At 65.5% G+C, this 26144-nt stretch carries 21 protein-coding genes and 1 tRNA gene; 6 read left to right on the plus strand and 16 right to left on the minus strand.

The features are described from left to right. Position 1: 1 nt before the first annotated feature. A complete protein-coding gene (locus A0U87_RS16220; protein ID WP_048937992.1) occupies positions 2-805 on the minus strand; it encodes a DUF1134 domain-containing protein in 804 nt (267 codons plus the stop codon). A 231-nt stretch (positions 806-1036) separates the two neighbouring features. Between A0U87_RS16220 and A0U87_RS16225 the strand changes: the two genes are divergently transcribed. Continuing rightward, positions 1037-1128 (plus strand) — tRNA-Ser (locus A0U87_RS16225). Between the two features lie 199 nt (positions 1129-1327). After that, entirely contained in the window at positions 1328-1603 is a 276-nt protein-coding gene (locus A0U87_RS16230; protein WP_017499409.1) for an HU family DNA-binding protein, read from the plus strand. A 111-nt stretch (positions 1604-1714) separates the two neighbouring features. Here the strand turns inward: A0U87_RS16230 and A0U87_RS16235 are convergent, their stop codons facing one another. Next, positions 1715-3244 carry an altronate dehydratase family protein gene (locus A0U87_RS16235; protein WP_080993602.1) on the minus strand — a complete coding sequence of 510 codons (1530 nt, stop codon included), beginning with the start codon at positions 3242-3244 and terminating at the stop codon, positions 1715-1717. Between the two features lie 46 nt (positions 3245-3290). Between A0U87_RS16235 and uxaC the strand changes: the two genes are divergently transcribed. Continuing rightward, complete coding sequence (gene uxaC / locus A0U87_RS16240) at positions 3291-4700, plus strand: glucuronate isomerase (protein WP_048937993.1); 1410 nt, start codon at positions 3291-3293, stop codon at positions 4698-4700. Between the two features lie 4 nt (positions 4701-4704). Here uxaC and A0U87_RS16245 read toward each other — a convergent pair whose 3' ends face one another. Next, the gene (locus tag A0U87_RS16245; RefSeq protein WP_048937994.1) at positions 4705-5739 is read right to left on the minus strand and encodes a LacI family DNA-binding transcriptional regulator; all 1035 of its coding nucleotides are present in this window, start codon (positions 5737-5739) and stop codon (positions 4705-4707) included. A 91-nt stretch (positions 5740-5830) separates the two neighbouring features. Between A0U87_RS16245 and A0U87_RS16250 the strand changes: the two genes are divergently transcribed. Continuing rightward, positions 5831-6382, plus strand: coding sequence for a phosphotyrosine protein phosphatase (locus tag A0U87_RS16250; RefSeq protein WP_048937995.1), 552 nt, complete (start codon positions 5831-5833; stop codon positions 6380-6382). Here A0U87_RS16250 and A0U87_RS16255 read toward each other — a convergent pair. The 4 genes from A0U87_RS16255 to A0U87_RS16270 form a co-directional block, all read right to left on the minus strand. After that, complete coding sequence (locus A0U87_RS16255) at positions 6351-7559, minus strand: carboxylate--amine ligase (RefSeq protein WP_048937996.1); 1209 nt, start codon at positions 7557-7559, stop codon at positions 6351-6353. The genes A0U87_RS16250 and A0U87_RS16255 overlap by 32 nt on opposite strands. Then, complete coding sequence (locus A0U87_RS16260) at positions 7556-8536, minus strand: hypothetical protein (RefSeq protein ID WP_048937997.1); 981 nt, start codon at positions 8534-8536, stop codon at positions 7556-7558. The genes A0U87_RS16255 and A0U87_RS16260 overlap by 4 nt, the downstream gene beginning before the upstream one ends. Positions 8537-8693: 157 nt before the next feature. Beyond that, entirely contained in the window at positions 8694-9191 is a 498-nt protein-coding gene (locus tag A0U87_RS16265) for a flavin reductase family protein (RefSeq protein ID WP_004209228.1), read from the minus strand. Positions 9192-9292: 101 nt separating this feature from the next. Beyond that, positions 9293-11554: an NADP-dependent malic enzyme gene (locus A0U87_RS16270; protein WP_037509024.1), complete on the minus strand. Its 2262-nt coding sequence runs from the start codon at positions 11552-11554 to the stop codon at positions 9293-9295. A gap of 137 nt (positions 11555-11691) precedes the next feature. On the opposite strand from A0U87_RS16270, the gene mutS reads away from it, so the two are divergent. Continuing rightward, entirely contained in the window at positions 11692-14334 is a 2643-nt protein-coding gene (mutS, locus tag A0U87_RS16275; RefSeq protein WP_137405734.1) for a DNA mismatch repair protein MutS, read from the plus strand. Between the two features lie 9 nt (positions 14335-14343). Next, entirely contained in the window at positions 14344-17106 is a 2763-nt protein-coding gene (locus tag A0U87_RS16280; protein WP_037490690.1) for a [protein-PII] uridylyltransferase, read from the plus strand. Between the two features lie 23 nt (positions 17107-17129). Here the strand turns inward: A0U87_RS16280 and A0U87_RS16285 are convergent, their stop codons facing one another. The 9 genes from A0U87_RS16285 to ispG form a co-directional block, all read right to left on the minus strand. Next, complete coding sequence (locus A0U87_RS16285) at positions 17130-17630, minus strand: L,D-transpeptidase family protein (protein WP_048937999.1); 501 nt, start codon at positions 17628-17630, stop codon at positions 17130-17132. Then, a complete protein-coding gene (gene ribA / locus A0U87_RS16290) occupies positions 17627-18688 on the minus strand; it encodes a GTP cyclohydrolase II (RefSeq protein ID WP_048938000.1) in 1062 nt (353 codons plus the stop codon). The genes A0U87_RS16285 and ribA overlap by 4 nt, the downstream gene beginning before the upstream one ends. After that, positions 18688-19485 carry an exodeoxyribonuclease III gene (gene xth, locus A0U87_RS16295; RefSeq protein ID WP_137405735.1) on the minus strand — a complete coding sequence of 266 codons (798 nt, stop codon included), beginning with the start codon at positions 19483-19485 and terminating at the stop codon, positions 18688-18690. Before xth ends, ribA begins: the two co-directional genes overlap by 1 nt. 247 nt (positions 19486-19732) lie before the next feature. Then, positions 19733-20371, minus strand: a complete 639-nt coding sequence (locus A0U87_RS16300) for an outer membrane lipoprotein carrier protein LolA (protein WP_004209221.1) — start codon at positions 20369-20371, stop codon at positions 19733-19735. Positions 20372-20778: 407 nt separating this feature from the next. Next, positions 20779-23103: a DNA translocase FtsK gene (locus A0U87_RS16305; RefSeq protein ID WP_037508930.1), complete on the minus strand. Its 2325-nt coding sequence runs from the start codon at positions 23101-23103 to the stop codon at positions 20779-20781. Between the two features lie 231 nt (positions 23104-23334). After that, positions 23335-23826 carry a GNAT family N-acetyltransferase gene (locus A0U87_RS16310; RefSeq protein WP_048938002.1) on the minus strand — a complete coding sequence of 164 codons (492 nt, stop codon included), beginning with the start codon at positions 23824-23826 and terminating at the stop codon, positions 23335-23337. Then, complete coding sequence (locus tag A0U87_RS16315; protein ID WP_048938003.1) at positions 23823-24740, minus strand: DMT family transporter; 918 nt, start codon at positions 24738-24740, stop codon at positions 23823-23825. Before A0U87_RS16315 ends, A0U87_RS16310 begins: the two co-directional genes overlap by 4 nt. Positions 24741-24755: 15 nt before the next feature. Next, the gene (locus tag A0U87_RS16320) at positions 24756-24986 is read right to left on the minus strand and encodes a hypothetical protein (protein WP_048938004.1); all 231 of its coding nucleotides are present in this window, start codon (positions 24984-24986) and stop codon (positions 24756-24758) included. Next, positions 24983-26128, minus strand: a complete 1146-nt coding sequence (gene ispG / locus A0U87_RS16325) for a flavodoxin-dependent (E)-4-hydroxy-3-methylbut-2-enyl-diphosphate synthase (protein ID WP_004209214.1) — start codon at positions 26126-26128, stop codon at positions 24983-24985. Before ispG ends, A0U87_RS16320 begins: the two co-directional genes overlap by 4 nt. Positions 26129-26144: the final 16 nt, after the last annotated feature.

The following is a 26144-nucleotide window of genomic DNA, read 5'->3' on the forward strand; positions in this document are numbered from 1 at the left end:
GTCAGAAGGGCAGCCAGGTCCGCTTTTCGCTGAACTTCATATAGCCGGCATTGACGCCGAGGCGATAACCGACGCCCAGGCGGATCGGGATCAGCACCACGCTGCCCCAGCGCAGATAGCTGGCGGTGAAGCCACCGACCAGATATGCGGTGCCTTCGGCGGCCGGGAAACGGTGGTAGAGATCCTGGCTGTCGTAGAGATTATAGACCAGGACGAAGGTGTTGGCGGCATTGCCACCGACGTCAAAGCCGATCGACGGGCCGGTCCAATAGACTTCGCGCTTGCCCTCGATCTTGTGGTTGAGCGTGCCCGAACCATAGCGCAGGCCGACCACGAAGGCGCCGGACGCCTCGCGCCCGGAAATATAGGCATTGGGCTGGCCCTGATCCTTGAGGATCTTCTCGATGATGCCGGCCAGGCCCTCGGCGCCCTTGCCGAACACGCCTTCGGCCGCGCCGATCAGGTCATCTTCCTGATAGGATTCGCCCGGCGCCATCGCGGCTGGCGGGGAATTGGAGGTGACCGGCGCGCCGGTGGCGGTCGCACCGCCGGCAGCGGGAGCGGCATTATAAGTGCCGGAATCAGTCGAACTGGCTGGCGGCGGCAGGCTGGAGTCGACACCGGGATCGGTCGGCGTGCTGTTCTGGACCGGCGGCGGCGCAAGATCGGAATCGATCGCCGTGTTGGGATCGACCGTGCGAATCTGCGCGCTGGCGACCGGCGCCAGCAGGAGCCCGCCGAGTGCCGCCATCAGGGCACCCACCCGTGCGAAGCGGGCGCCCGTGCGCCCCATGCTGCCGATCATTACCCGATACTCCCCGAAGCCCGCTCTTGAAAACATCCGTCAGATTATCCGTCGCCAAGCTGAAACGACAATGAACGAACGCCCACCGGAGTCGATTCTAAGCCAGATTGAATCCGATTGTGCAAATCCGCATGAAAAATCGCACATTTGGACCGTTGCCATGGATCAAAGCCGTCGCTATAGCCCGTCGCCTAGCCACTGCCTCCCGGTTTCCGGTAGGCAAATTCGTGCGGAGACGTGGGTGAGTGGCTGAAACCAGCGGTTTGCTAAACCGTCGTAGCCTTAAGGGGCTACCGAGGGTTCGAATCCCTCCGTCTCCGCCACCTTTCCATTGATGATGATCCGGCCGCTCAGGCCGCAATATCGGCCTTTGACCGGTCGGTTGGCATCGTCGCATGCACAAAGCGTCGAAAACGCCCCATTAACCGCACTTTTAAGCGCAATCGGACGCTTGGGGGCGATGGACCTTGGCTTTCGTGCCAGCTATGCAATGCGCGCCAACAACAAAGGAAAGTCTATTCCATGAACAACAGCGACCTCGCCGACAGCCTGGCTTCGGCCAACAACATCACCAAGGCCGATGCTCGCAAGCTGGTCGATGGCGTGTTCGCCGCGATCGCCGATGCTGCCGCGAAGGGCGAAGAAGTTTCGCTCAACGGCTTCGGCAAGTTCAAGGTCAAGGACACGCCCGCCCGCGAAGGCCGCAACCCTTCGACCGGTGCGACCATCCAGATCGCTGCCGCCAAGAAGCTGACCTTCACCCCCGCCAAGGCGGTCAAGGACAAGCTGAACGGCTGAGGAACTGGCCCGGTGCCCGCCTGATGGCGCGGCGCCGGGCTTATTCTGCCGGCGTCCTCCGGTCCCGCACGGACGGATCGCCCCAACGCCCATTGATCCTTGGGCGAAAAACTAAAGGGTTACGCCGCGCTTCCAGATGCCGATGGCGCGTTCGTCATTCACCTCGTTCCGGGCCGGCGCCCCGCTGGCAATCGCGACGATATGCGCCAGCAGCGCATCGGCCGCGGCATCCATCCCTTCCTGCAGGACGCGTCCGGCGTCGAAATCGATCCAGCCCGGCTTGCGATCGGCCAGCGCGCTGTTCGACGCGATCTTGACCGTCGGTACCGGACTGCCAAGTGGCGTGCCACGACCGGTCGAGAACAAGGTCAGGGTTGCGCCAGCCGCCGCCAGCGCCGTCGTCGACACGGCATCATTGCCGGGGCCTTCCAATATGGTGAGGCCCGTGCGGCTGATGCGGTCGCCATAGTCGATGACGTCGGTCACGATGGCGATCCCGCCCTTCTGCACCGCGCCCAGCGATTTTTCCTCCAGCGTGGTGATGCCGCCGGCAATATTGCCGGGGCTGGGATTTTCCGACACCGGCTCGCCATGGTCGAGGAAATAGCGCTTGAAGCGGTTGACCACCTGCGTCAGCCGATCGAACACGGCCTCATTCTCGGCGCGCTTCATCAACAGCGTCTCCGCGCCGAAAATCTCCGGGATTTCGGTCAGGATCGCGCTGCCCTGTGCCTGGGCCACGGCATCGGCCATGCGACCGATCAGCGGATTGGCGGTGAGGCCGCTCATCGCATCGGAGCCACCGCATTTGACCCCCAGGCGCAACGCCGAAAGCGGCACATCCTGCCGCTGATCCGCGCTGGCGAGATCGATCAGTTCAGCAAGCGCCGTCATGCCAGCCTCGAACTCGTCGCTTTCGCTCTGCGCGCGGACGGTGCGCAGCCGGGCACGGCGATCGGGCGGAATGCGCGACAGCAGCGCATCAAGCTGGTTGGATTCGCAGCCCAGCCCGAGCAGCAACACCCCGCCAGCATTGGGATTGAGCGCCAGAGAGGAGAGAATCGCGGCCGTGCCGTCCAGATCGGCGCCGAGTTGCGAGCAACCAAAGGGGTGATTGAAGGCATGGACGCCATCGATACGCCCCTCCGCCAGCGCCGCCCCCTTCATTGCCAGCCGCTCACCCAATCGGCCGACACAACCCACGGTCGGGAGAATCCATATCTCATTGCGCGTGCCGACGCTGCCGTCGGCGCGGACATAGCCGCGGAAATGCGGGACGGGCCGGTCCGTTGGGGATAGCGGCTGCGGCTGCGCGCCGGTGAAGCGATAGGCCAGTTCGCCCGAAAGCGCGGTGTGGAGATTATGGCTGTGGACATGCTCGCCCGCCAGGATCGCCCGCGTCGCCAGGCCGATCGGCGCGCGATAGCGGCGGACCGGCGCGTCGGCCGCAATATCGTGGAGCGCAAACTTGTGCCCGGCCGGGACCGGATCGCGCAACTGCACATCGACCATGCCGACGCGCACGGTCTGCCCTGCCCCCAGCGGGTGCAGCGCGACGGCGACATCATCTTCGGGTGCGACCTGAAGGGCCAGCAGCGGGGCGGTTTCGGCAAGGATTGACATGGGTTTGGAATAGGCCATTGCCAGCGTTGGCACAAGGCGGTAACCGGCGGACAAGGAGATCGCCATGCATCCGCTTACCCTGTCGCCCGACCGCCTGTTCCCCGCCGATCCCACGACCCGTTCGATCGCCCGCGCGCTCTATGCCGAGGTCGCCAACCTGCCGATCATCAGCCCGCATGGCCATACCGACCCGGCCTGGTTCGCCACCAATGCCCCCTGGTCCAACGCGACCGAACTGCTGCTGGCGCCCGACCATTATCTGTTCCGCATGCTCTATTCGCAGGGCATCGCGCTGGACGATCTGGGCGTGCCGCATCGTGGCGGCCTGCCCGATACCGATCCGCGCGCGGCATGGCGCCTGTTCGCCAGCCATTATCATCTGTTCCGGGGCACCCCGTCGAGCATGTGGCTAGACCATGTCTTTGCCGAAGTGTTCGGGCTGGACGTGGCGCTGGACTCGCAAAGCGCCGACCAGGTCTATGATGCGATCAACGCGGCGCTCGCCACCGACGCCTTCCGTCCGCGCGCGCTGTTCGAGCGGTTCAATATCGAATTGCTGGCGACGACCGAAGGCGCGGACGACGATCTGCGCCATCATCAGGCGATCCGGGAATCCGGCTGGCAGGGGCGGGTGGTCACCACCTATCGCCCGGATTCGGTGATCGATCCCGAGCATGAGGAATTTCGCGACGCGCTGGTCCGCTTCGGCAACATGACCGGCGAGGATGTCGAAAGCTGGCAAGGCTATCTGGCCGCCCATGCCAAGCGGCGCGCCGACTTCCGCGCCATGGGTGCAACCGCGACCGACCATGGCTTTGCGACGCCGCGCACCGCCAACCTGTCGACCGTGGAGTGCGAGGCGCTGTTCGCGAAGATCGTCGGCGGCACGGCCGATGCCGACGATGCCGAACTGTTCCGCGCCCAGATGCTGACCGAAATGGCCAAGATGAGCCAGGCGGACGGCATGGTGATGCAGATCCATCCCGGTTCGTGCCGCAACCATAATGCCGCGCTGTTCCACAGCCATGGCCGCGACAAGGGCGCCGACATCCCGATGCGCACCGACTATGTCGGTGCCTTGAAGCCGATGCTGGAGGTGGTCGGCAACGACGCCAACCTGACCATCATCCTCTTCACCCTGGACGAGACCACCTATGCCCGCGAACTGGCGCCGCTGGCCGGCCATTATCCCTGCCTGCGGCTGGGCCCAGCCTGGTGGTTCCATGACAGTCCAGAAGGGATGCGCCGCTTCCGCGAGATGACGACGGAGACCGCCGGCTTCTACAATACGGTCGGGTTCAACGACGATACCCGCGCCTTCCTGTCGATCCCGGCGCGGCATGATGTCGCCCGCCGCATCGACTGCGCCTTCCTGGCGCGGCTGGTCGCCGAACATCGGCTGGCCGACTGGGAAGCGGCCGAGCTGGCGCAGGAACTGACCGTCGGGCTGGTGCGCCGCGCCTATCGGCTCTGATCGGTCAGGCGGGGACGGGACCGCTCGATTCCGCCTCCACCAGGCGCAGCGGCGGGGGCAGTTCGGCGGTTACGGCCTGCCCCTCGATCCGGTCGATCAGTTGCTGGGTCGCGATCCGCGCCATATCACCAAAGGGGCGCCAGATGGTGGTGAGCGCTGGCGATACGACATGCGACAACAGGCTGCCGTCGAAGCCGACGACGGACAGCGACTGCGGAACGGCAACGCCCTTGATTCCGGCGCATTTGAGGACGCCGGCAGCCATGACGTCATTGGCGGCGAAGATCGCAGTGGGCGCGGTCGGCAGCGACAGGAAGCGCTCGGCGGCGGCAAGGCCCGACTGGAAGCCATAATCGCCCTCCGCCTCGTCCAGCAAAGTGACACCGGCGGCGGCCAGCGCCTCGACAAAGCCCGCCCGGCGCTCCTGCGCGGAAATGGCGTTGGCCGGGCCGCCGACCATCGCGATGCGGCGATGGCCAAGTTCCAGCAGATAGTGCGCCACCTGTGCGGCCGCCTCGCGCTCGGGCGACAGGATCACATCGGCATAGCCGGTGATCGGCAGGGCCGACAGGGCAACGGCGGGAATATGCTCGCGCGCCAGCGCTTCGGGCAGTCCGGCAATGCCCGATACCGGCGGCAGCACCACCAGACCGTCGGTGCGCGAGCGACGGACGAATTGCAGCACATCCTCGACCGAGGCGGCGGCATCCATGGGCGTGGGATGGACCACCAGTTCATAGCCGCGCCGGCCCGCTTCGCCGACGATGCCGCGCTGCACGGCGTCGAGCACCAGCGCGTTGCGATCATTATGGACCATGCCGATCAGGAAGGAGCGGCCCATGGCGAAGGCGCGGGCGCGCATGGAAGGACGGAAGTTGAGCGCTGCAATCGCCTTCTGGACGCGCTCGCGGGTTTCCGCATTGACCTTGGGCGACTGGTTGAGAACCCGTGATACCGTGCGGATCGAGACGCCCACCGCAGCGGCGACATCGGCAATGGTGGAATCGCTTCCCTGCGGGCTGTCCTTTGTTGATCGCATCTTTGCGGCTAGCCACAGGGGGAGGGAAATCGCAACCTGTTTGGGCTAAGGCCCTTTCAATGGATTCCCTGCTCCCCATCGGCACCGCCTCATGATCAACGCGCGGTTCGGCACATTTCGCGGTCTGGTGCGCCTGGCCCTATCCTATCCGCAGCTCGCGCTGGGGCAATCGGCCACGCTGCGTCCCGACCCGGCCGAAGTGCGTCGGCTGGTCTTCGTGTGCCAGGGCAATATCTGTCGCAGCGCCTTTGCCGATGTGGTGGCCGGCAAGGCCGGCGCCCGCACGGCCTCCTTCGGCCTGTCGACCACCACCGGACGACCGGCGCATGATCCGGCAATCGCGGCGGCGCAGGCCCTGGGCCATGACCTGTCAGGCCACAAGGCACTCGACAGGACGGACTATCAGCCGCAGCCAGGCGACCTGCTGCTGGCGATGGAAGTGCGGCAACTGCATCGGCTGGCTGCCGATCCGCGCCTGTCGCACCTGCCGCGCCAGTTGCTTGGCACATGGACACAGCCGATGATGCCGCATCTGCACGATCCCTATGGCCTGGACGATCGCTACATGGCCTATTGCCTGCAACGGATCGAGCAGGCGGTGACGGCGCTGATCAGGACTTATCCCGGCGCAACGCCTTCCTGACGATCTGCCCCAGATCGCGCAGCAACGGCCGGGGATCGCTGAAGCTGAAGACATAATAGCGCATGCGCGGGTCTAGGAAGCCCAGCAGATAGGTGGCAAGGTCGCGCCATGGGCTGGCCCGGAAGAAGGGATCGGCGATCTTACCGCCCATCAGCAATCGCAACAGGCGCTTGGTTTCCGGCACCATGTAGCGCGCGCGCAGCGTATCGCGGGGCAGGGGCGCCGCATCCGTTTCACCCAGCACCGCCCGGCGATAGGCTTCCCAGGCGAAATGGGCATGGCAATGGCCGGCCAGCGGCAGGCTGCCCCAGAAGCGGCCGTTCACCTCCATCAGCCAATAATGACCGCTGGCTGCATCATAGCGATATTCGACCATGGCCGGCCCCTGCCAGCCGAGCGCCCGCAGCAATTGTTCGGACAATGCCATTTGTGGCCCATGGCGGTCGCGCGGTTCGGCACGGCACAGCGTCGATACGCCCCCTTCGGGCGGCCATTCGTGCAGGCGGCGATGCTGGAAATGCAGGGTCGCATCACCATCGGCCATGAACAGCATCTGTCCCAGGCCAACACCGCCGCAATATTGCTGGATCATCGGCCAGATACCGACCGGACGATAGCGGGCAAGCAGCGCCTGCAACGCATCCGGCGTCCGCACATATTCCGCCTTTATCCATTCCAGCCCCGCCCGCTCGAGCAGCGGCATAACCGCTGGCGGATTGGCCCATTTTGCGACCAGCGGATAGGGCATGGATGCGGCATGAGCCTGAAAATCGTCGCCCGCCATCGGCTGCCAGGTTTGCGGTATCAACAGGCCCTGCGCCGATGCGACCGCCAGGGTGCGGCGCTTGTCGATCACCTGGTTGAGCGCTTCGGCGCGCGGGACCAATATATGGCAATCGCCGATCATCGGCGGCAGCAGCGCCAGATCGAGCAGATCGGTCTCCGAAATGGCGAAGACGGCGCGGGCGCCGGTCCGGGCGATCAGGTCGGGCAGCCAATCGGCCGCCGGGCCTGACGGCCGATCGGTGCTGTCCGTGCAGTAGCGCGATGCCGCCGCGATCCCGCTTGCCGGCCCGACACCATGGACCGGCACGCCATGGCGGCCGAGTTCCCGGACGATGGTCAGGCTGATCGCATTTTCCAGGCCGATGACGATCGCGCAGGGCAGGCGGCTCACGCAGGCACCAGCCGATGTTCGTAGCGCCAGGTCGCCCAGGCCTGTTGCGCGACACGCAGGCCGGTGCGCAGCCGGTTGGGCGGCACGCGGGTCAGCGCGCGCGCGGGGGCATCGGCGAGCGCGGGCGACAGATCATGGAAGCCGGCAGGACGCATGCCCGGCGTCGCTGCTGCGGTGCGGCACAATTGCTCGAACCGGCGCATCACCGTGCGGTTCGGGCGCATCCGATCGCGCGAGAGCATTTCGAAACTATGGGTGACGATGACGAAGGCATCATGACCTTCCTGCGCGGCGTGGCGCATGCCGGCGCGCATTTCGGCGGCCGACATGGCGCAGATCTGCGCGGGGCGGAAATGGCCGGGGCGGTCAGCAATACCCGACACGGGCAGTTCGACCAAACCCTGGGCGCGAACCGCGCCGATCTGGCCGGCATCCATGCTGATGCCACATCCCTGGCCGAGATAGGCCGGATTGACGCTGCTGTCCCAGCCGATGCCGATCGCCGCCAGCGCCCGCAGCGTATCGTCATTGGCGCCGAAATTGCCGGCCCGGAACGCGCTGATCCGCGGGGCGCCCGCCTGTTCCAGCAGGTCGCGACCAAGGCCGAGCAGGGTGATCTGGTCGGCCAGGCTGAAATCGCCGATATTGCGCCCCTGTCGCCCTTCAACTGGCGAATCTTCGACCCAGGCCAGCCATTCGCTGTGCAGGTGGAGCTGCACTTCATGCCCGCGACTGACGATGGCCGCGACGATGGGCTGGAGAAAGGCGGGGCCGTGGATCAACGCCGGCAGGGGATCGAGGAAGAAGACGCCCTTGAGGCCATGGCGGTCCATCAGGTCCATCTGCCAGCCGATGCCAAAAGCACCGGCCGCCGTCTCACCCCAGATCGATTGGCGCAGATTCTGCTCAAGACCGAAGCCGCGCTGGTGCAGCGCTGCGGACAATTCGGTGTCGATGGTGATGAGCAGCGCAGTCATGATCAGTCCGATCCGGAATGGGGACGATGATAGACGGCAGACGTTAAGGAGCCGTGATGTTTCTGACCCATGTATGGATCATTACGGCCTTTTAACGAGCTTTACCCCTTTTTTCTTGCCCTCTTGCCCGATCAGACGACGTCGCGCCGCCTGTTCCTCATGCGAGCAGGGAAAATTCGCCATAATTGCCCTGGAAGAACAGCAATGGCCGGTCGGGCCGTTCCACTTCCAGCGCGACCACTTCACCCAGCACGATATAATGATCGCCGGCTTCATGCACGGCATGCAGGCTGCAATCGATCCAGGCGACGACATTGTCGATGATGGGCGATCCATTGTCGGATACGCGGTGCGACACGCCGGCGAACTTGTCAGGGCCCGGTGCCGCCAGCTGGCGGCAGAGCGGCTGCTGATCGCTGGCGAGGACATTGACGCAGAAGCGGCCGATCTGCTGGATGCGCGGCCAGCTGCCCGAGCTTTTGGCGGGGAAGAAGGCGACCAGCGGCGGATCGAGCGACACCGAGGTGAAGGAGCCGACCACCATGCCGACCGGGGCGCCATCCTCGGCGGACGCGGTAACGACGCACACGCCGGTCGGATAATGGCCCAGGACGCGGCGGAAGGTGGCACTGTCGATCATGGTTGCGCTGTTCATGCCATGGTCTTCCAGCAGACGATGGCGCAAGGCAAGCGAAACCGGTCAGAAACCAACTGGTCGTAGCGGATAGGGGCGGGGCTGGTGCCCCGCCACGATCATCAGAGGGCGATACCGCCCGCGGCCAGCACGGCCAGCGTCAGCAGTTCCGACGCGTTGGACGACATGGTCGCAATCTGCACCGACTTTTCCATGCCGACCAGCACCGGACCGATCATCGACGTGCCGCCCAGTTCGCGCAGCAGCTTGGCCGAGATGTTGGCCGACTGCAGCCCCGGCATGACCAGCACATTGGCCGGGCCGGACAGGCGGCTGAACGGATAATTCTTCATCACGGTCGGATTGAGCGCCGCATCCGGTGTCATTTCGCCTTCATATTCGAAATCGACGTCGCGCTGGTCGAGCAGCTTCACCGCATCGCGCACATTGTCGAGGAAGGCGCCGGGGGGATTGCCGAAATTGGAATAGGAGAGGAAGGCCACGCGCGGGTCATGGCCCATGCGCCGCGCGACCGCGACCGTGCCCTCGGCAATGTCGGCCAGTTCGGACGCGGAAGGCCGTTCATGGACGGTGGTGTCGGCCAGGAAGACGGTCTTGTCCTTGGTCACCATGACATGGATGCCGAAGGGGGTACGGCCCGCAGCCGGATCCATCACCCGCTTCACCTCGCGCAGGGTCTGGCCATAGGGCCGGGTGACGCCGGAAATCATCGCATCGGCCACGCCCATCTTCACCAGCAGCGATCCGAAGATGTTGCGGTCGCGATTGACCATCCGCTCGCAGTCGCGACGCAGATAGCCGCGCCGCTGCAACCGAGCATAGAGAAGATCGACCATCTCGGGCACCAGCGGCGAATTGACGCTGTTGTGCAGTTCGAAGCTGTCGGGATCCTGGACGCCCAGTTCCTTGAGCTTGTCGCGCACATGATCGCGGCCGACCAGCACGGGGATTCCATAGCCCAGCTCGCGGAACTGGATCGCGGCGCGCAACACCACTTCCTCTTCCGCCTCGGCAAAGACGACCCGCTTGGGATTGGCCTTGGCGAGTTCATAGGCGCTGGTGAGAACCGAGGTGGTCGGATTGAGCCGCGCCTTCAGGGAATCGCGATAGGCGGCCATGTCGGCGATCGGCTTCTGTGCGACGCCGGTATCCATCGCCGCCTGGGCGACGGCGGCCGGCACCACTTCCATCAGGCGCGGATCGAACGGCGCGGGGATGATATAGTCGGGACCGAAGCTGTGCGAACGGCCATAGGCCTTGGCCACTTCCTCGGGCACCTGTTCGCGCGCCAGGTCGGCAATCGCCTTGGCGGCGGCCAGCTTCATCGCCTCGTTGATGCCGGTCGCCCGCACGTCGAGCGCGCCGCGGAAGATGAAGGGGAAGCCCAGGACATTGTTGACCTGGTTGGGGAAGTCCGAGCGCCCGGTGGCGACGATCGCGTCGGGACGCACGGCATGGGCGTCAGGCGGCAGGATTTCCGGGTCGGGATTGGCCATGGCGAAGATGATCGGATTGGCCGCCATCGACTTCACCATATCCTGCGACATGGCGCCGGCGACCGAGAGGCCGAGGAACACATCGGCGCCCTTGACCGCTTCGGTGAGGGTCCGCGCGTCGGTCTTGACCGCATGGGCCGACTTCCACTGGTTCATGCCCTCGGTGCGGCCCTGATAGATGACGCCCTTGCTGTCGCACATGATGACGTTTTCATTGGGGACACCAAGCGCCTTGATCAGCTCGGTGCAGGAAATGGAGGCGGCGCCCGCGCCGTTCACCACCACCTTCATGTCCTTCATGTCGCGACCGGTCAGCAGCGCGGCATTGATGACGCCCGCCGCCGCGATGATCGCGGTGCCATGCTGGTCGTCATGGAAAACCGGAATGTTCATCCGTTCCTTGAGCGTCGTTTCGATGACGAAGCATTCGGGCGCCTTGATATCCTCAAGATTGATGCCGCCGAAGCTCGGCTCCATCAGTTCGACCGCGTCGATGAAGCGATCAACATCCTCGGTCTTCAGCTCGATATCGATGGAATCGACGTCGGCGAAGCGCTTGAAGAGGACGGCCTTGCCCTCCATCACCGGCTTGGACGCCAGCGCGCCGAGATTGCCGAGGCCCAGGATGGCCGTGCCATTGGAGATCACCGCGACCAGATTGCCCTTGGCGGTATAATCATAGGCGGTCGCCGGATCTTCGGCGATCGCGCGCACCGGCACCGCGACGCCGGGCGAATAGGCGAGCGAGAGATCGCGCTGCGTCGCCATCGGCTTGGAGGCAATGATCTCGATCTTGCCGGGGCGGCCGGTCGCGTGGAAGAACAGCGCCTCGCGCTCGGAAAATTCCACATTTGACTTTTCGGTCATCGCGATACCCACATAATGGAACAATAGCGCCGCCCTAGCGGCAAGATTATCTTGTGGGCAAGTGCGAGAAGCGCAATTTTCCTGCCCTTTGGCGAAGCTCTGGTTTCAGCGGAGCGATCAGGCTATCCGCTTGCCCCATGGCCAATTCGACCTCCACCACCACCCAGCCTACCCCCATGATGGCACAATATTTCACCCTCAAGGCAGAGGCGCAGGATTGCCTGCTCTTCTACCGCATGGGCGATTTCTTCGAACTCTTCTTCGATGACGCCAAGATGGCGGCCGCGACGCTCGACATTGCGCTCACCAGCCGTGGCGAACATGCCGGGCAGCCGATCCCGATGTGCGGCGTGCCGGTGCATAGCGCCGAATCCTATCTCGCCCGGCTGATCAAGGGCGGCCATCGCGTCGCCATCGCCGAGCAGACCGAGACGCCGGCCGAGGCCAAGGCACGGGGCGGCAAGGCGCTCGTGGCACGCGCCATCGTCCGCTATGTCACCGCCGGCACGCTGACCGAGGAAACCCTGCTCGACAGCCGGCGCGACAATATGCTGGTCGCGCTCGCCCAGACGGGCGGCGAAGGCGAGCTGGGGCTGGCCGCCGCCGACATTTCGACCGGCCGGTTCGAGACGATGACGGTGCGGGCGGGCGACCTGCCCGCCGAACTCGCCCGGTTGCGGCCGAGCGAAGTGGTGATTGCCGAGGGTTCGACGCTGGAGGTCGCCAACAGCCATCCGTTCGACAAGGCGGCCTTTTCCAGCGCCCGTGCCGAAGAGGCGCTCAAGCGCCTGTTCGCGGTCGCGACGCTGGATGGCTTTGGCCAGTTCAGTCGTGCCGAACTGGCCGCGATGGGCGGGCTGATTTCCTATCTCGACCATGCGGGGAAGGGCACGATGCCCTTCCTGGCGCCGCCGCTCCGCAAAACCAGCGGCGCCCATGTCGCCATCGACGCGGCGACGCGCGAGAGCCTGGAAATCGTCGCGACCACCGGCGGCACCCGCGCGGGCAGCCTGCTGGGCGCGGTCGACCGGACCGTCACCGGGGCAGGCGCCCGGCTGCTGGCACAGGATCTGTCGGCGCCGCTGATGGATGCGCCGCTGATCGACGCCCGGCTGGGCCTAGTCCAGCTGTTCCATGATGACGCGACGCTGCGCAGTCAGTTGCGGGCAGCACTGCGCGCACTGCCCGACATCGGCCGCGCGCTGGGCCGTGTCGCCGTGGGGCGGGGCAGCCCGCGCGATCTGGGCCAATTGCGCGACGGCCTGGGCGAGGCGCGCTTGCTGCGCGAGCGGCTGGGCCGGCTGGCCGATCAGCCGCTGTTGCTGACGCAATTGCTGCCGGCGCTCGACGGGCATGGCGCGCTGGTCGATGCGCTGGCGCGCGCGCTAGTGCCCAGCCCGCCGACCGAAACCAATAATGGCGGCTATATCGCCGACGGCTTCGATCCCGCGTTGGATGAGCTGCGCCGCCTGGCTGGCGACGGCCGCCGCGCGATCGCCGCGCTGGAGGCGCAATATCGCGAGCAGACGGGGATCAGCGCGCTCAAGATCCGCCATAATGGCGTGCTGGGCTATCATGTCGAGGTGCCGGCCCGCGCCGCCGACCAGCTGATGCAGCCCGAAAGCGGCTTCACCCATCGCCAGACGCTGGCCGGGGTCGTACGCTTCAACTCGATCGACCTGCACGAACAGGCCGGACGGGTGGCGCAGGCCGGTGCCCATGCGCTGGTAGCGGAAGCCGCCCATCTCGAAACGCTGATCGATGCCGTGCTGGACCGCAAGGCCGACATCGCCCGCGCCGCCGATGCGCTGGCGCGGCTCGACGTTGCCGCCGCGCTGGCCGAACGGGCGGCCGAAGGCGGCTGGCAACGGCCCCTTTTCGTGGTCGAGGACGGGGTTGGCCCCTGCCTCGACATTGTCGGCGGGCGCCATCCGGTGGTCGAGGATGCGCTACGCGCACAGGGCCAGCCCTTCGTCGCCAATGATTGCCGCCTGGTCGCGACCGACCGGCTATGGCTGGTCACCGGCCCGAACATGGGCGGTAAGTCGACCTTCCTGCGGCAGAATGCGCTGATCGTCATCCTGGCCCAGGCCGGGGCCTTCGTTCCGGCGGAAACGGCGACGCTGACCCTGGTCGACCGGCTGTTCAGCCGCGTCGGCGCGTCCGACAATCTGGCGCGCGGCCGGTCGACCTTCATGGTCGAGATGGTCGAGACCGCCGCGATCCTGGCGCAGGCGACCGAGCATAGCTTCGTCATCCTGGACGAAGTTGGGCGCGGCACATCCACCTATGACGGCCTTGCGCTCGCCTGGGCGGTTGTCGAGGCAGTGCATGAGGTCAATCGCTGCCGCTGCCTGTTCGCGACCCATTATCATGGACTGACCCGCCTGTCCGAAACGCTCGATGCGCTGTCGCTGCATCATGTGCGGGCACGCGAATGGAAGGGTGATCTGGTGCTGCTGCACGAACTGGCCGAAGGGCCGGCTGATCGCAGCTATGGCCTGGCGGTGGCGCGGCTGGCCGGCTTGCCGCCACTGGTGCTCAAGCGCGCCAAGGATGTGCTGGGCCGTCTGGAGGCAGGCAAGGCGAAGACCGGCGGCATTGCCGCGGGACTGGACGACCTGCCGCTGTTCGCCAGTGTCGCAACGCAGGCCGAAGAGGTGGCCGATCCGCTGCGCGACGCACTGGATGGCATCGATGCCGACGCCCTGTCCCCGCGTGAGGCACTCGATCACATATATCGTTTGAAACAACTGGCCGCCGCCAGTCACCACGAGTAGACGAGAGCCATGGTCATGCAGTTCCCCAGCCTGGGGTCGCGCCGCGCGATCATTGACCGGCGCGCGATTTCCGACAGCATCAACGCCCTGGCGCAGGAGCACCGGGGCGATCCGATCAAGCTGCGCGGGCTGATCGTCAAGGAACTCAAGGCCGCTCTGGAGCATGGTCGCGAGGATGTCGCGCGCCGGCTGGAGGCGAAACCGACGCGCGGGCGCGAGGCGGTGACCGCCTTTGCCTTCCTGATCGACCAGATTTTGCGGCTGCTCTACGACGCGACCACCCATCATCTTTATCCCGCCGGCAACCGCAGCACCGGCGAGCGGATCGTGCTGATCGCCGTCGGCGGCTATGGCCGGGGCGAGATGGCGCCGCACAGCGATGTCGACATCGGCTTCATCACTCCCTGGAAGCCGACCGGCTGGACCGAGCAGATCATCGAATCCATGCTCTATTCGCTGTGGGATCTGGGGCTCAAGGTCGGCCATAGCAGCCGGTCGATCGACGAGACGATGCGGATGGCCAAGGCCGACCTGACCGTGCGCACCGCCCTGCTGGAAGCGCGCTATGTGTGGGGCGACCGGGCGCTTTACGAGGAAGTGGCCGTCCGCTTCGACAGCGAGATCATGCAGGGCACCGCCCGCACCTTCGTCACCGAGAAGCTGGAGGAACGCGACGAGCGCCACCGCCGCATGGGCGACAGCCGCTATGTCGTCGAGCCCAATGTCAAGGAAGGCAAGGGTGGCCTGCGCGACCTGCACACGCTGTTCTGGATCGGCAAATATGTGAACCGGGTGAAATCGGTCGCCGAACTGGTCGATGTCGGCCTGTTGACGCAGAGCGAGCTGCGCCAGTTCCAGAAGGCCGAGGATTTCCTGTGGGCGGTGCGGTGCCATCTGCACATGATCACGGGGCGGGCCGAGGACAGGCTGACCTTCGACCTGCAGCTGGAAACCGCGACGCGGATGCATTTCACCGCGCGGGCCGGACGATCCGGGGTCGAGCGCTTCATGCGCTATTATTTCCTCAATGCAAAGGCGGTCGGCGACCTGACTGCGGTGTTCCTGGCGCATCTGGACGACCAGCTGGCCGAGCGCGGACGCCGCTATATTCCGTCGATCTTTCGCCGACCCAAGAAGCTGGACGGTTTCGTGCTGGATCGCGGGCGTCTGGCGTTGCCGAGCGACGATTTCTTCCAGGCCGATCCGGTCCGCCTGGTCGAGATTTTCGCCGTGGCCGACAGGCATGGGCTGCAGATTCATCCGAGCGCGATGCGCGCGGCCAGCCGCGACGCCGGCCTGATCACCGCCAAGGTGCGCAAGGACGCACGGGCCAACGCCGCCTTCATGGATGTGCTGACCAGCCCGCGCGACCCGGAAACGGTGCTGCGCTGGATGAACGAGTCCACCGTGTTCGGCCGGTTCATCCCCGATTTCCGCCGCGTCGTGGCGCAGATGCAGTTCGACATGTACCATCATTATACGGTGGACGAGCATACCATCCGCGCCGTCGGCCTGCTGGCCCGGATCGAGAAGGGCGAACTGGCCACCGACCATCCGCTGGCGACCGAGCTGATGGGCAAGATATTGTCGCGCCGGGTGCTCTATGTCGCGGTGCTGCTGCATGACATCGCCAAGGGGCGCGGCGGCGACCACAGCATATTGGGTGCGGAAGTGGCGGAGCATCTCTGCCCGCGCCTCGGCCTGACTGCCGCCGAGACCGAGACCGTCGCCTGGCTGGTGCGTTACCACCTGCTGATGTCGGCCACCGCCTTCAAGCGCGACCTGGCCGACTACAAGACGATCCTCGATTTCGTGGAGGTGGTGCAGAGCCCCGAGCGACTGCGCCTGCTGCTATGCCTGACCGTGGTCGATATCCGCGCGGTGGGGCCGGGCGTCTGGAACAGCTGGAAGCGGCAGTTGCTGGGCGACCTCTATGATGCCGCCGAGGAAGTGCTGCGCCTGGGCCACAAGCAGAAGGGCCGCAGCGAACGCGTTGCCGCCAAGCAGGAGGCGCTGCGCCAGGCGCTCGGCATGGATGAGGCGACCTTCGCCGCATTCAGCGGCCGCATGCCCGAAAGCTACTGGATTGCCGAACCGGACGATATCCTGGTCCATAATGCCCGGCATATATTGGAAGCGGGCGACTCCTCGCTGTCGATCGCCGCGCAATATTATCCACAACGTGGTGCGACTTTGGTCACCGTCTATGCGACCGACCATCCGGGCCTGTTCTACCGCATTGCCGGCGCGATCCATCTGGCGGGCGGCAACATCATCGACGCGCGCATCCATACGACGCGCGACGGCGTCGCGATCGACAATTTCCTGGTGCAGGATCCGCTGGGCGGTGCCTTCCACAGTCCCGAGCAGCTGGCGCGGATCAAGGCAGCGATCGAGGATTCCCTCTCCAACCGCCACCGCATGATCACCAAGCTGGAAGCGCGCCCGCTGCCCCGCACCCGCGCCGAAGCCTTCCGCATCGAGCCCAATGTGCTGATCGACAACAAGGCGTCGAACCGCTTCACCGTGATCGAGGTGAATGCCCGCGATCGGCCGGCGCTGCTGTTCAGCTTGGCCAATGCGCTGTTCCAGTCGAAGGTCACGGTCCACAGCGCCCATGTCGCCACCTATGGCGAGCGCGCGGTCGATACCTTCTATGTCACCGACCTCTTGGGCGGGAAGATCGAGAGCAAGGCCCGGTTGCAGACTCTGGAGCGGCGGCTGCTGGAGGCGGCCGGCGGCGAAGTGGGCGAGGCACTGGAGCGCGCCTGATCGCTACTCAGGCGCCTAAATTCTCAGGCAATGGTCATGACGTCGCCGGGTGACAGCAAGGGTAACAGGCGCAGCATGTCGTCGCGGTCGACCGCGACGCAGCCGGCGGTCGGACGTCCTTCGGACAGATGGAAGAAGATGGCGCTGCCCATGCCCGGCACCGGCGGCGCATCATTATGGCCCAGGATGACGATCACGTCATAGGCCTCGTCGCTGCGCTGCAGGCTTTCGGTCGAGAAGGGCCGGGGCAGGCGCACGGGACGGTTATAGGCGGGATCGGCCGGATCATCCGACCAGCCATCGCCCGCATGGGTCCAGCGCCAGGGCAGGGCGATGCCGGTGGCGGAGACCTTGCCGGGGCGCAACAGCACCGCACGGATCGGCCAATTGCCCAAGGGGGTGCAGCCATCGCCTTCGCGCTTGTCGGCGGCCGCACAGGCGCCGCTGCGGCCGATGGTGCAGGCCATGTCGAGATCGCCGAAGCGCAGTCGCCCGGTGGCGACATCGACATGGATAACGCTCATAGCTGGTGGCCGGTCCGGTCGCGCTTGGTGGCGAGATAGCGTTCATTATGCGGGTTGGCCGGCAGGATGATCGGCAGTCGTTCGACCACCTCGATCCCGGCCGCCTGCAAGCCGGCGACCTTCTGCGGATTGTTGGTGAGCAAGCGCACGCCGCCAATGCCGAGCAGGTCGAGCATCCGCGCCGCGACCGAGAAGTCGCGCGCATCGATCGCGAAGCCCAGCCGCACATTGGCGTCGACCGTGTCGAAGCCCTGATCCTGCAGCGCATAGGCGCGCAGCTTGTTGACGAGGCCGATGCCGCGCCCTTCCTGCCGCAGATAGAGCAGCACGCCCCATTGTGCGTCGGCGATCTGGTGCAGCGCCTGATGCAATTGCGGGCCGCAATCGCATTTGAGGCTGCCGAACACGTCGCCGGTCAGGCATTCGCTGTGGATGCGGATGACCGGGGGCGATGCGTCACGTTTGCCGACCACCAGCGCGACATGCTCGCGCGGCTCGTCGGGGCTGCGGAAGGCGATGATCTCCGCGCTCTCGCTCGCCGATACCGGCAGGCGGGCACGGGTGGCGATGGCGAGGTGAATGGCATCGTCATAATCGCCGACATCATCGGCGCTGACTTCCGCCTCGACCGGGCCGTCGCCTTCGGTGAGGAAATAGGCGGGCAGGATGCCGGCCAACCGGGCCAGGCGCAGCGCAGCCTTGGCCGCCTGCGGCGCCGGCAAGGCCCGCGCGCGAAATGGCCCCTTGAGCGGCGAGGCAAGGTCCAGCACCGGATCGGAAATCGAGGTCGCGACATCCGCGTCGATCCACGGCGCCCGTTCGATCAGCACCGGCAGGTCGGGATCGGCCGCCGCCAGCTGGTTGGCGAGCTTCAGCGTCTCGGCGCGGGCGGCGGAAATCAGGATATCAGCCTGCCCCTGCGGATCGAAATCGGCCAGCGTCACCGCATCCGCGCCCTCGATCGCCATCAGCCGGATCGCGCCATCAGGCGCGGTCAGGCGGATCGCCCAGCCGCGACGCAGCGCATCGATGGCGCGGGCAGCATCCCGCCCGTTCATCAGAAGGCGAACTCGGTGATGATCGGGATATGGTCGGACGGCTTTTCCCAGCTGCGCGCGGGTTCTACGACACGGTGGGCGACCGTCTTGTCGGCGACATCCCTGGTCATCCACATATGGTCAAGGCGACGGCCGCGATCCGACGCCGCCCAATCCTTCGCGCGATAGCTCCACCAGGTGTAGAGACGCGCCGGCGCGGGATGGAAATGACGGCCGATATCGACCCAGTCGTTCGACGCCTGCAACCGGCCCAGCAGTTCGCATTCGACCGGCGTATGGCTGACCACGTCGAGCAGCTGCTTGTGGCTCCAGACGTCACATTCCAAAGGCGCGATGTTGAAGTCGCCGGTAAGGATGGTCGGCTTGTTGTCGAGCGCGCCGGACCACTCGATCATCCGCTCGATGAAGTCGAGCTTCTGGCCGAATTTGGGATTGACCGTGCGGTCGGCGACATCGCCGCCGGCGGGGACATAGACATTCTCGATCCGCACGCCATTGTCGAGCCGGATGCCAACATGGCGCGCTTCGCCATTAGCCTGCCAGTCGAACCGGTCGTCCTCATGGATCGGCACCTTGCTCATGATCGCAACGCCATGATGCATGCGCTGGCCGTTCAGCACCTGGTGGACATAGCCCAGCCGCTTGAACATGTCGGTGGGGAAAATCTCGTTCACCACCTTGGTTTCCTGCAGGCAGAGAATGTCGGGCGCTTCCTCGGTCAGGAAGCGTTCGACGATGTCGATCCGGGCGCGGACGCTGTTGATGTTCCAGGATGCAATCGAAAGGGTATCGGCCATGAAAAGCACCTAGGGTGCCGCGCGCCCGCGCGCAAGCGCCGGACAAAGTAAGACCCCCGCTCCGGGGGCGTGGAACGGGGGTCTCGATCGCGCCCTTGAAGCGCTTTGCGACGGGAGCGGTGTGCCGGGTAACAGGGGGGAAATCCCGGTCTGCGTCTCTCGCCGTGATCTCTATCTAGGCGATCCGATATGAGCGGCAGATGAACGATGGCAGAAAGTTTTCAGCCCATCGTTCCTGTGGCCCGCCCTAGCCGTTCGGACGGCCGCGCGGACGCGGATCGGTCCAGCGGAAGGCGGAATCGGCGACCGGTACGCCATATTGCTGGTTCGACAGGCGCACCGCCGTGCGATTATTCTGCGCGTCGAGCGCGACCCAGCCATAAAGCTCCAACCCGGCCGGCGACGCGGGCTTGCGCTTGAAGATCATGGTGATGGTGCCGAATTCGGGCCGCTTGGGATCCTTCGCCTGCACGCTCAGCACGGTCGGGTCGCCGGTGGGGACGACGGTGCCGAATTTCGACAGATCCTTGGTCGGGTCGATCAGCGCGGCCAGCGGCGAATTGCCGATCGGCCAGCGCTGCACCTGGCGCACTTCATAGTCGATCAGGGTCAGCGCCTTGCCATCGCCCACGATCAGCAGCGGCACGCCCTTTTCATATTGGAAACGGATCTTGCCCGGCTGTTTCAGGGTCAGCTTGCCGGTCAGCACCTGACCATTGCGGTCGGTCTGGCTGAAATCGGCGGTCAGGGTGGTGACGGCGCGGATATAGGCGTTGACCTGATTGAGGTCGGACGGTGCCGCCTGCTGGGCAAGGGCATAGCCCGCCGGCACCGCAACCAGCGCGGTGGCGAGGGACAGGGCGACAGGCGCGAGGATGCGCTTCATGCAATCATCTCCGGGTTGTTCGGAAAAGGGGGCATAGGAGGTGGGGCTTGAACCCGCTGTGAACCTTGCTGTTCCATCGAAGGGAAAGGATCGATCGGAAAGACCAGACGGGGGAGAGCGGCCGTGAAATGGCTGGCTCGATCCCCCGTGCTCCCGCCTCGCCATGCCGGTCTTACCGGCGGCACCGCTCCAATTATGTTTATCGGCGCGGCAGCAGCGACGCCTGCCTAGACCGATTCGCGGACAAAAAAAAGGCTGATCCGAAGATCAGCCTGAAAAGTTTTTAGGAGAGGATGCCTGAAAGGCCTGTTCCTAATGTCCCAAAGCCCCTGTCACGACAAATGCGAAGGCAGCAAGCATGGTTGCACGGAACGCAATCGCTCAAGGAAAACAAGCATTTCGTAGCGTCAGAGCGGATTGCCATTCTCGTCACGCAGCACTTCGCGGCGACCGACATGGTTGGGCGGACCGACCAGTCCTTCCTCCTCCATCCGTTCGATCAGGCGTGCGGCACTGTTGTAGCCGACTCGCAGCTGGCGCTGCAGCCAGCTGGTCGACGCCTTCTGATTCTCGAACACCAGCTGGCAGGCCTTGCGGAACAGCTGCGCGTCCGGGCTGTCATCGCCCAGGTCCACGCCGTCGAGCGCGAAGCTGCCTTCTTCCGGCTCTTCCGTGACCGCCTGGATATAATCGGGCGAGCCCTGCGCGCGCCAATGGTCGGCGACCACGCGCACTTCATCGTCCGAAACGAAGGGACCATGAACGCGCATCAGGCCCTTGCCGCCATGCATGTAGAGCATGTCGCCCTTGCCCAGCAGCTGTTCGGCGCCCTGTTCGCCCAGGATGGTGCGGCTGTCGATCTTGCTGGTCACGAAGAAGCTGATGCGGGTCGGCAGGTTCGCCTTGATGACGCCGGTGATGACGTCGACGGAAGGCCGCTGCGTCGCCAGGATCAGGTGGATGCCGGCAGCACGCGCCTTCTGCGCCAGGCGCTGGATCAGGAATTCGACTTCCTTGCCCGCCGTCATCATCAGGTCGGCCAGTTCGTCGACCACCACCACGATCTGCGGCAACGGCTGGAAATCCAGCTGTTCCTCTTCATAGATCGGCTTGCCGCTCTCGGGGTCATAGCCGGTCTGGACACGGCGGCCGAGCGGCTTGCCCTTGGCCTTCGCGGCGCGAACCTTCTCGTTGTAATTGGCGAGGTTGCGGACCGAGATCGACGCCATCATGCGATAGCGATCCTCCATCTGCTCCACCGCCCATTTGAGCGCGCGGATCGCCTTGCTCGGCTCGGTCACGACCGGGGCGAGCAGATGCGGGATGTCGTCATAGGTCGACAGTTCCAGCATCTTGGGATCGATCATGATCAGGCGCAGCTGGTCCGGCGTCATGCGGTAGAGCAGCGACAGGATCATGGCGTTGAGGCCGACCGACTTACCCGAACCGGTGGTACCCGCGATCAGCAGATGCGGCATCGGCGCCAGATCGGCGATGATCGGCTCACCCGAGATATTCTTGCCCAGGATGATCGGCAGGGTCGCTTCCGCACCGAACTGCTCGCTGGTGATGAGTTCGCGGAAGGACACGCCCTCGCGATTGGTGTTGGGCAGCTCGATGCCGATGACGGTGCGGCCGGGAATGGTGGCGACGCGCGCCGACAGCGCCGACATGTTGCGGGCGATATCGTCGGCCAGCGCGATCACGCGGCTCGCCTTGATGCCCGGTGCCGGCTCCAGCTCATACATGGTGACGACGGGACCGGGGCGAACCTCGACGATATTGCCCTTCACATGGAAGTCGTCGAGAACGCTCTCCAGCAGGCGGGCGTTGCGTTCCAGCGCCGCCTTGTCGATCTTCTGGCCCTGATTGGCGGGGATGGGGTTGAGCAGGTCGGCCGACGGCAGCGAGCTGTGGCCGAACAGATCATCCTGCGACACCGGCGCGGTCGAGCGCTGCACCGGGGCGGGCTTGGGCGCCTGGATGGTGATCGGCGGCTTGGGCTCGTTCGACACCTGCTTGCGCGGCGCGATCACCCGTTCGACCGGGCCGTCATCATCCTCGTCCAGATCGGCCGCTCCCCCCTGTCCCGCAAAGGCGAGCGAGGGGCGCGGCAGGCTGAGCCGGGGCAGGGTCGGGCGGCGGATGGTGAAGATCGGCTTTTCCAGCGCCAGGCTGCGATACCAGACGAACAGGCCTGCCAGCATGGCCACGACCACCAATATGCCGATGATCCAGCCCTGCGCGGCCGGCGCCTGGGCGGTCAGGCTCATCACCCCCTTGGCGGTGACAAGGCCGATCATGCCGCCCCAGCCGGAGGGCAGGCCGACCAGCGGATCGGGCTGGAACAGGGCCAGCGCGATGCCGATCAGGATGATGCCGACCAGGCATTTGCCGAACTGCGCTTTCCACCCGATCATCTCATGATCGCCCCACAGGCGACGGGCGGTGATCCCCATCAGCGGCAGCAGCAGCGCGATCGGCACGCCGAACAGCAGCAGCAGCATGTCGGCCACCATGGCGCCGGGCGCGCGCATGATATTGGCGACATGATCGCCCGCCACCGTGTTCATCGACGGGTCGCTGGGCTGATAGCTCAGCAGCGCCAGCGCCAGGAACAGGGTCGCCAGAAACAGCGAGATCGCCCCGATCAGCGCGCCGCTGCGCACGATGCTGCGCTTGAGCATTTCGCGCCATTCCGGCGCGCGCTTGGCTCCGCGGCTGACAGCCATGGTCAAATGTCCCCCAAATGTTCCGTTCCGGCACAATGCGCCGAGCCAGGAGTCCTCGTCAAGCCTGCGGCCCCTCGGCTCGTCCCGCCCCATCCGCAACATTGCGTATGTCGCGCGCCTGGGGCGCAGGCGCAAAATGGGCGGCGAAAGGAGATGTCGTCATGTTCGCCTCTTTCTATCCCGCCTTTGTCGTGATTGCCCTGAGCAGCTTTGCGATCGTGCTGCTGGGCGTCAGCCTGCAGGATGCGATGCGAGGGCGCTGAGCGCATCGCCATCGACGCGCTGCACGGTCCATTCGTCCATCGGCCGGGCGCCGATCGCCCGGTAGAAGGCGATCGCCGGCGCGTTCCAGTCGAGCACCGACCATTCGAGCCGGGCGCAGTCGCGCGCGATCGCCAATCGGGCGAGACGCGCAAGCAACGCCTTGCCGGCGCCGAGCCCCCGCGCTTCGGGCAGGACGAACAGATCCTCCAGATAGAGGCCCGGACGCCCCTCGAAGGTCGAGAAATTGTGGAAGAAAAGGGCAAAGCCGATCGGCGCGCCATCATGCTCGGCGATCAGCACCTCCGCCATCGGCCGGGGTCCGAACAGATAGCGGGCCAGCGTCTCGCGGTCGGCCTTCACTTCATGGGCCAGCTTCTCATAATCGGCGAGCGCCAGGATGAAATTCGCGATGGTATCGATATCCGTCGATTGCGCGTCCCTGATGATGACCTGGCTCATGCCGCTCCCGCTTCCACATGGGCGATATCCGCCCGTTTCGTGCGCGCGGCGATAAGGCAGCCGGCGACGATCAACAAGGCACCGGCAAGGGTGGTGAGCGTCAGTTGTTCGCCAAAGGCGAACCAGCCGAAGATCGCGGCCCAGACGAAGGCGGTATATTCGACCGGGATCAGTCGCTGGGCCTCCGCACGCGCATAGGCCCAGGCGAGCGCGGCGAGAGAGGTGAAGGCCAGGATGGCAGCCAGCAGCACCAGCGGCACCGCCGCTCCGGTCGGCACGATCGCCCAGGCCGGCGCGCCGATCGCAAACACGCCCAGCATGACCAGATGCTGGAAGAAGGCGACCTCGATCGGCGAGGCAAGCTGGGCCTGCTGGCGCTGGAGGATCAGGTTCCAGGCGAACAGCATCGCCGAGAGCAGCACCGCGCCCGCCCCCATCAGCGCGTCGCCATCATAGTCGCCGCGCATCCGCCCCGACAGGATCACGCCGACCCCGACCAGGCCGAGCAGCGAGGCGCCGATCGCCTGCCGCCCGATCCGTTCCTTGAGCAGCAGCGCCGCAAGATAGAGCGCGATCAACGGAGCGATGAAGGAGAGGGCAATGGCTTCGGCCAGTGGCAGGCGCATGATCGCCCAGAAGAACAAGCTGGCCATCAGCGCCACGACAACGCCACGCAGCAGATGCAGGCGCAGCACGGAGCGGTTTGGCCAGCGCTGGCGGGTGGCGAGCATCAGGACCAGCCCGAGCAGGCTGCCGGTGATCGCACGCCAGAGCAGCGCGTTATAAAGGCCGATCGAGAGGCTGAGCCCCTTCATCGCCGCATCCATCACCGAAAAGAGCGCGACGCCAAGGCAGCAGATGAGGAAGGGCAGCAGCCCGGACGGGCTGCGGGGAGAGGAAAGCGGACGATCCATCGACGGGTGACGGGATCAGTCGCGACCGGGGCCGACGATCCTGCCGATATGCAATTCGTCGATATGAAGCCGGGTGATCCGTGCCTTGCCGATGCGCAGGCGACCGATGGCCAAGGCGCCAACCGCTATTGCCCCCAATGCAATCGCGCCCAGAGCCAATGTCCCAAGGACGGACGCGCCGACCGCCTGCGCGCCCGTAGCGCTTGCGCCATGGGCGATGGCGGACCGGTCGGCGCTGTCCGTCATTCGGCCGCCTGGACCTGTCCCGCGTCACTCGCCGCGGCTTCGATCTCGGCCGCCTTGGCCTCGACCAGCCTGACGATATGGTCGACCATGTCGGCATCCTGGATCGTGTGATCGGTGACGCCCGACAGATAGACCATATGCTTGCCATTGCCGCCGCCGGTCAGGCCGATATCGGTCTCGCGCGCTTCACCCGGACCGTTGACGACGCAGCCCAGCACCGAGAGCGAGAGCGGCGTGTTGATATGCTGCAGCCGTTCCTCCAGCGCCTGGACGGTACGGATCACGTCGAAGCCCTGCCGCGCGCAGCTGGGGCAGGAGATGACCTTGACGCCGCGGGTGCGGATGCCGAGCGTCTTGAGCATCTCATAGCCGACCCGCACTTCCTCTTCCGGTTCGGCCGAGAGCGAGACGCGGATCGTGTCACCGATGCCGGCCCAGAGCAGATTGCCGATGCCGATCGCGCTCTTGACCGTGCCGCCGATCAGGCCACCGGCTTCGGTGATGCCCAGATGCAGCGGGCAATCGACCGCATCGGCCAGCTGCATATAGGCCGCGACCGCCAGGAACACGTCGCTCGCCTTCACCGCGACCTTATATTCGTGGAAATCCTGGTCCTGCAGCAGCTTGATATGGTCGAGCGCGCTTTCGACCAGCGCCTCGGGGCAAGGCTCGCCATATTTTTCGAGCAGGTCGCGTTCCAGGCTGCCGGCGTTGACGCCGATGCGGATCGAGCAATTATTGGCCTTGGCAGCGTCCACCACTTCCTTCACCCGCGCGGCCGAACCGATATTGCCGGGATTGATGCGCAGGCAGGCAGCACCGGCATCGGCGGCTTCCAGCGCGCGCTTATAGTGGAAATGGATGTCGGCGACGATCGGCACGCGCGCGGCGCGGACGATCTGTTTGAGCGCCGCAGTCGATTCCTCGTCGGGGCAGGACACGCGGATGATGTCGACGCCGGCATCCTCGCAGCGACGGATCTGGTCGATCGTCGCCTTGACGTCATGGGTCAGCGTGTTGGTCATGGTCTGCACCGTGACCGGCGCACCGCCGCCCACGGGGACGTTGCCGACCATGATCTGCCGCGACTGCCGTCGGGCGATGTCGCGCCAGGGGCGCAGGCCGGGATTATGTTCGGACATGAAAAGGGGCTCCAGA

The organism is Sphingobium sp. MP9-4, assembly GCF_005281675.1.
Classification (GTDB): Bacteria; Pseudomonadota; Alphaproteobacteria; order Sphingomonadales; family Sphingomonadaceae; genus Sphingobium; species Sphingobium yanoikuyae.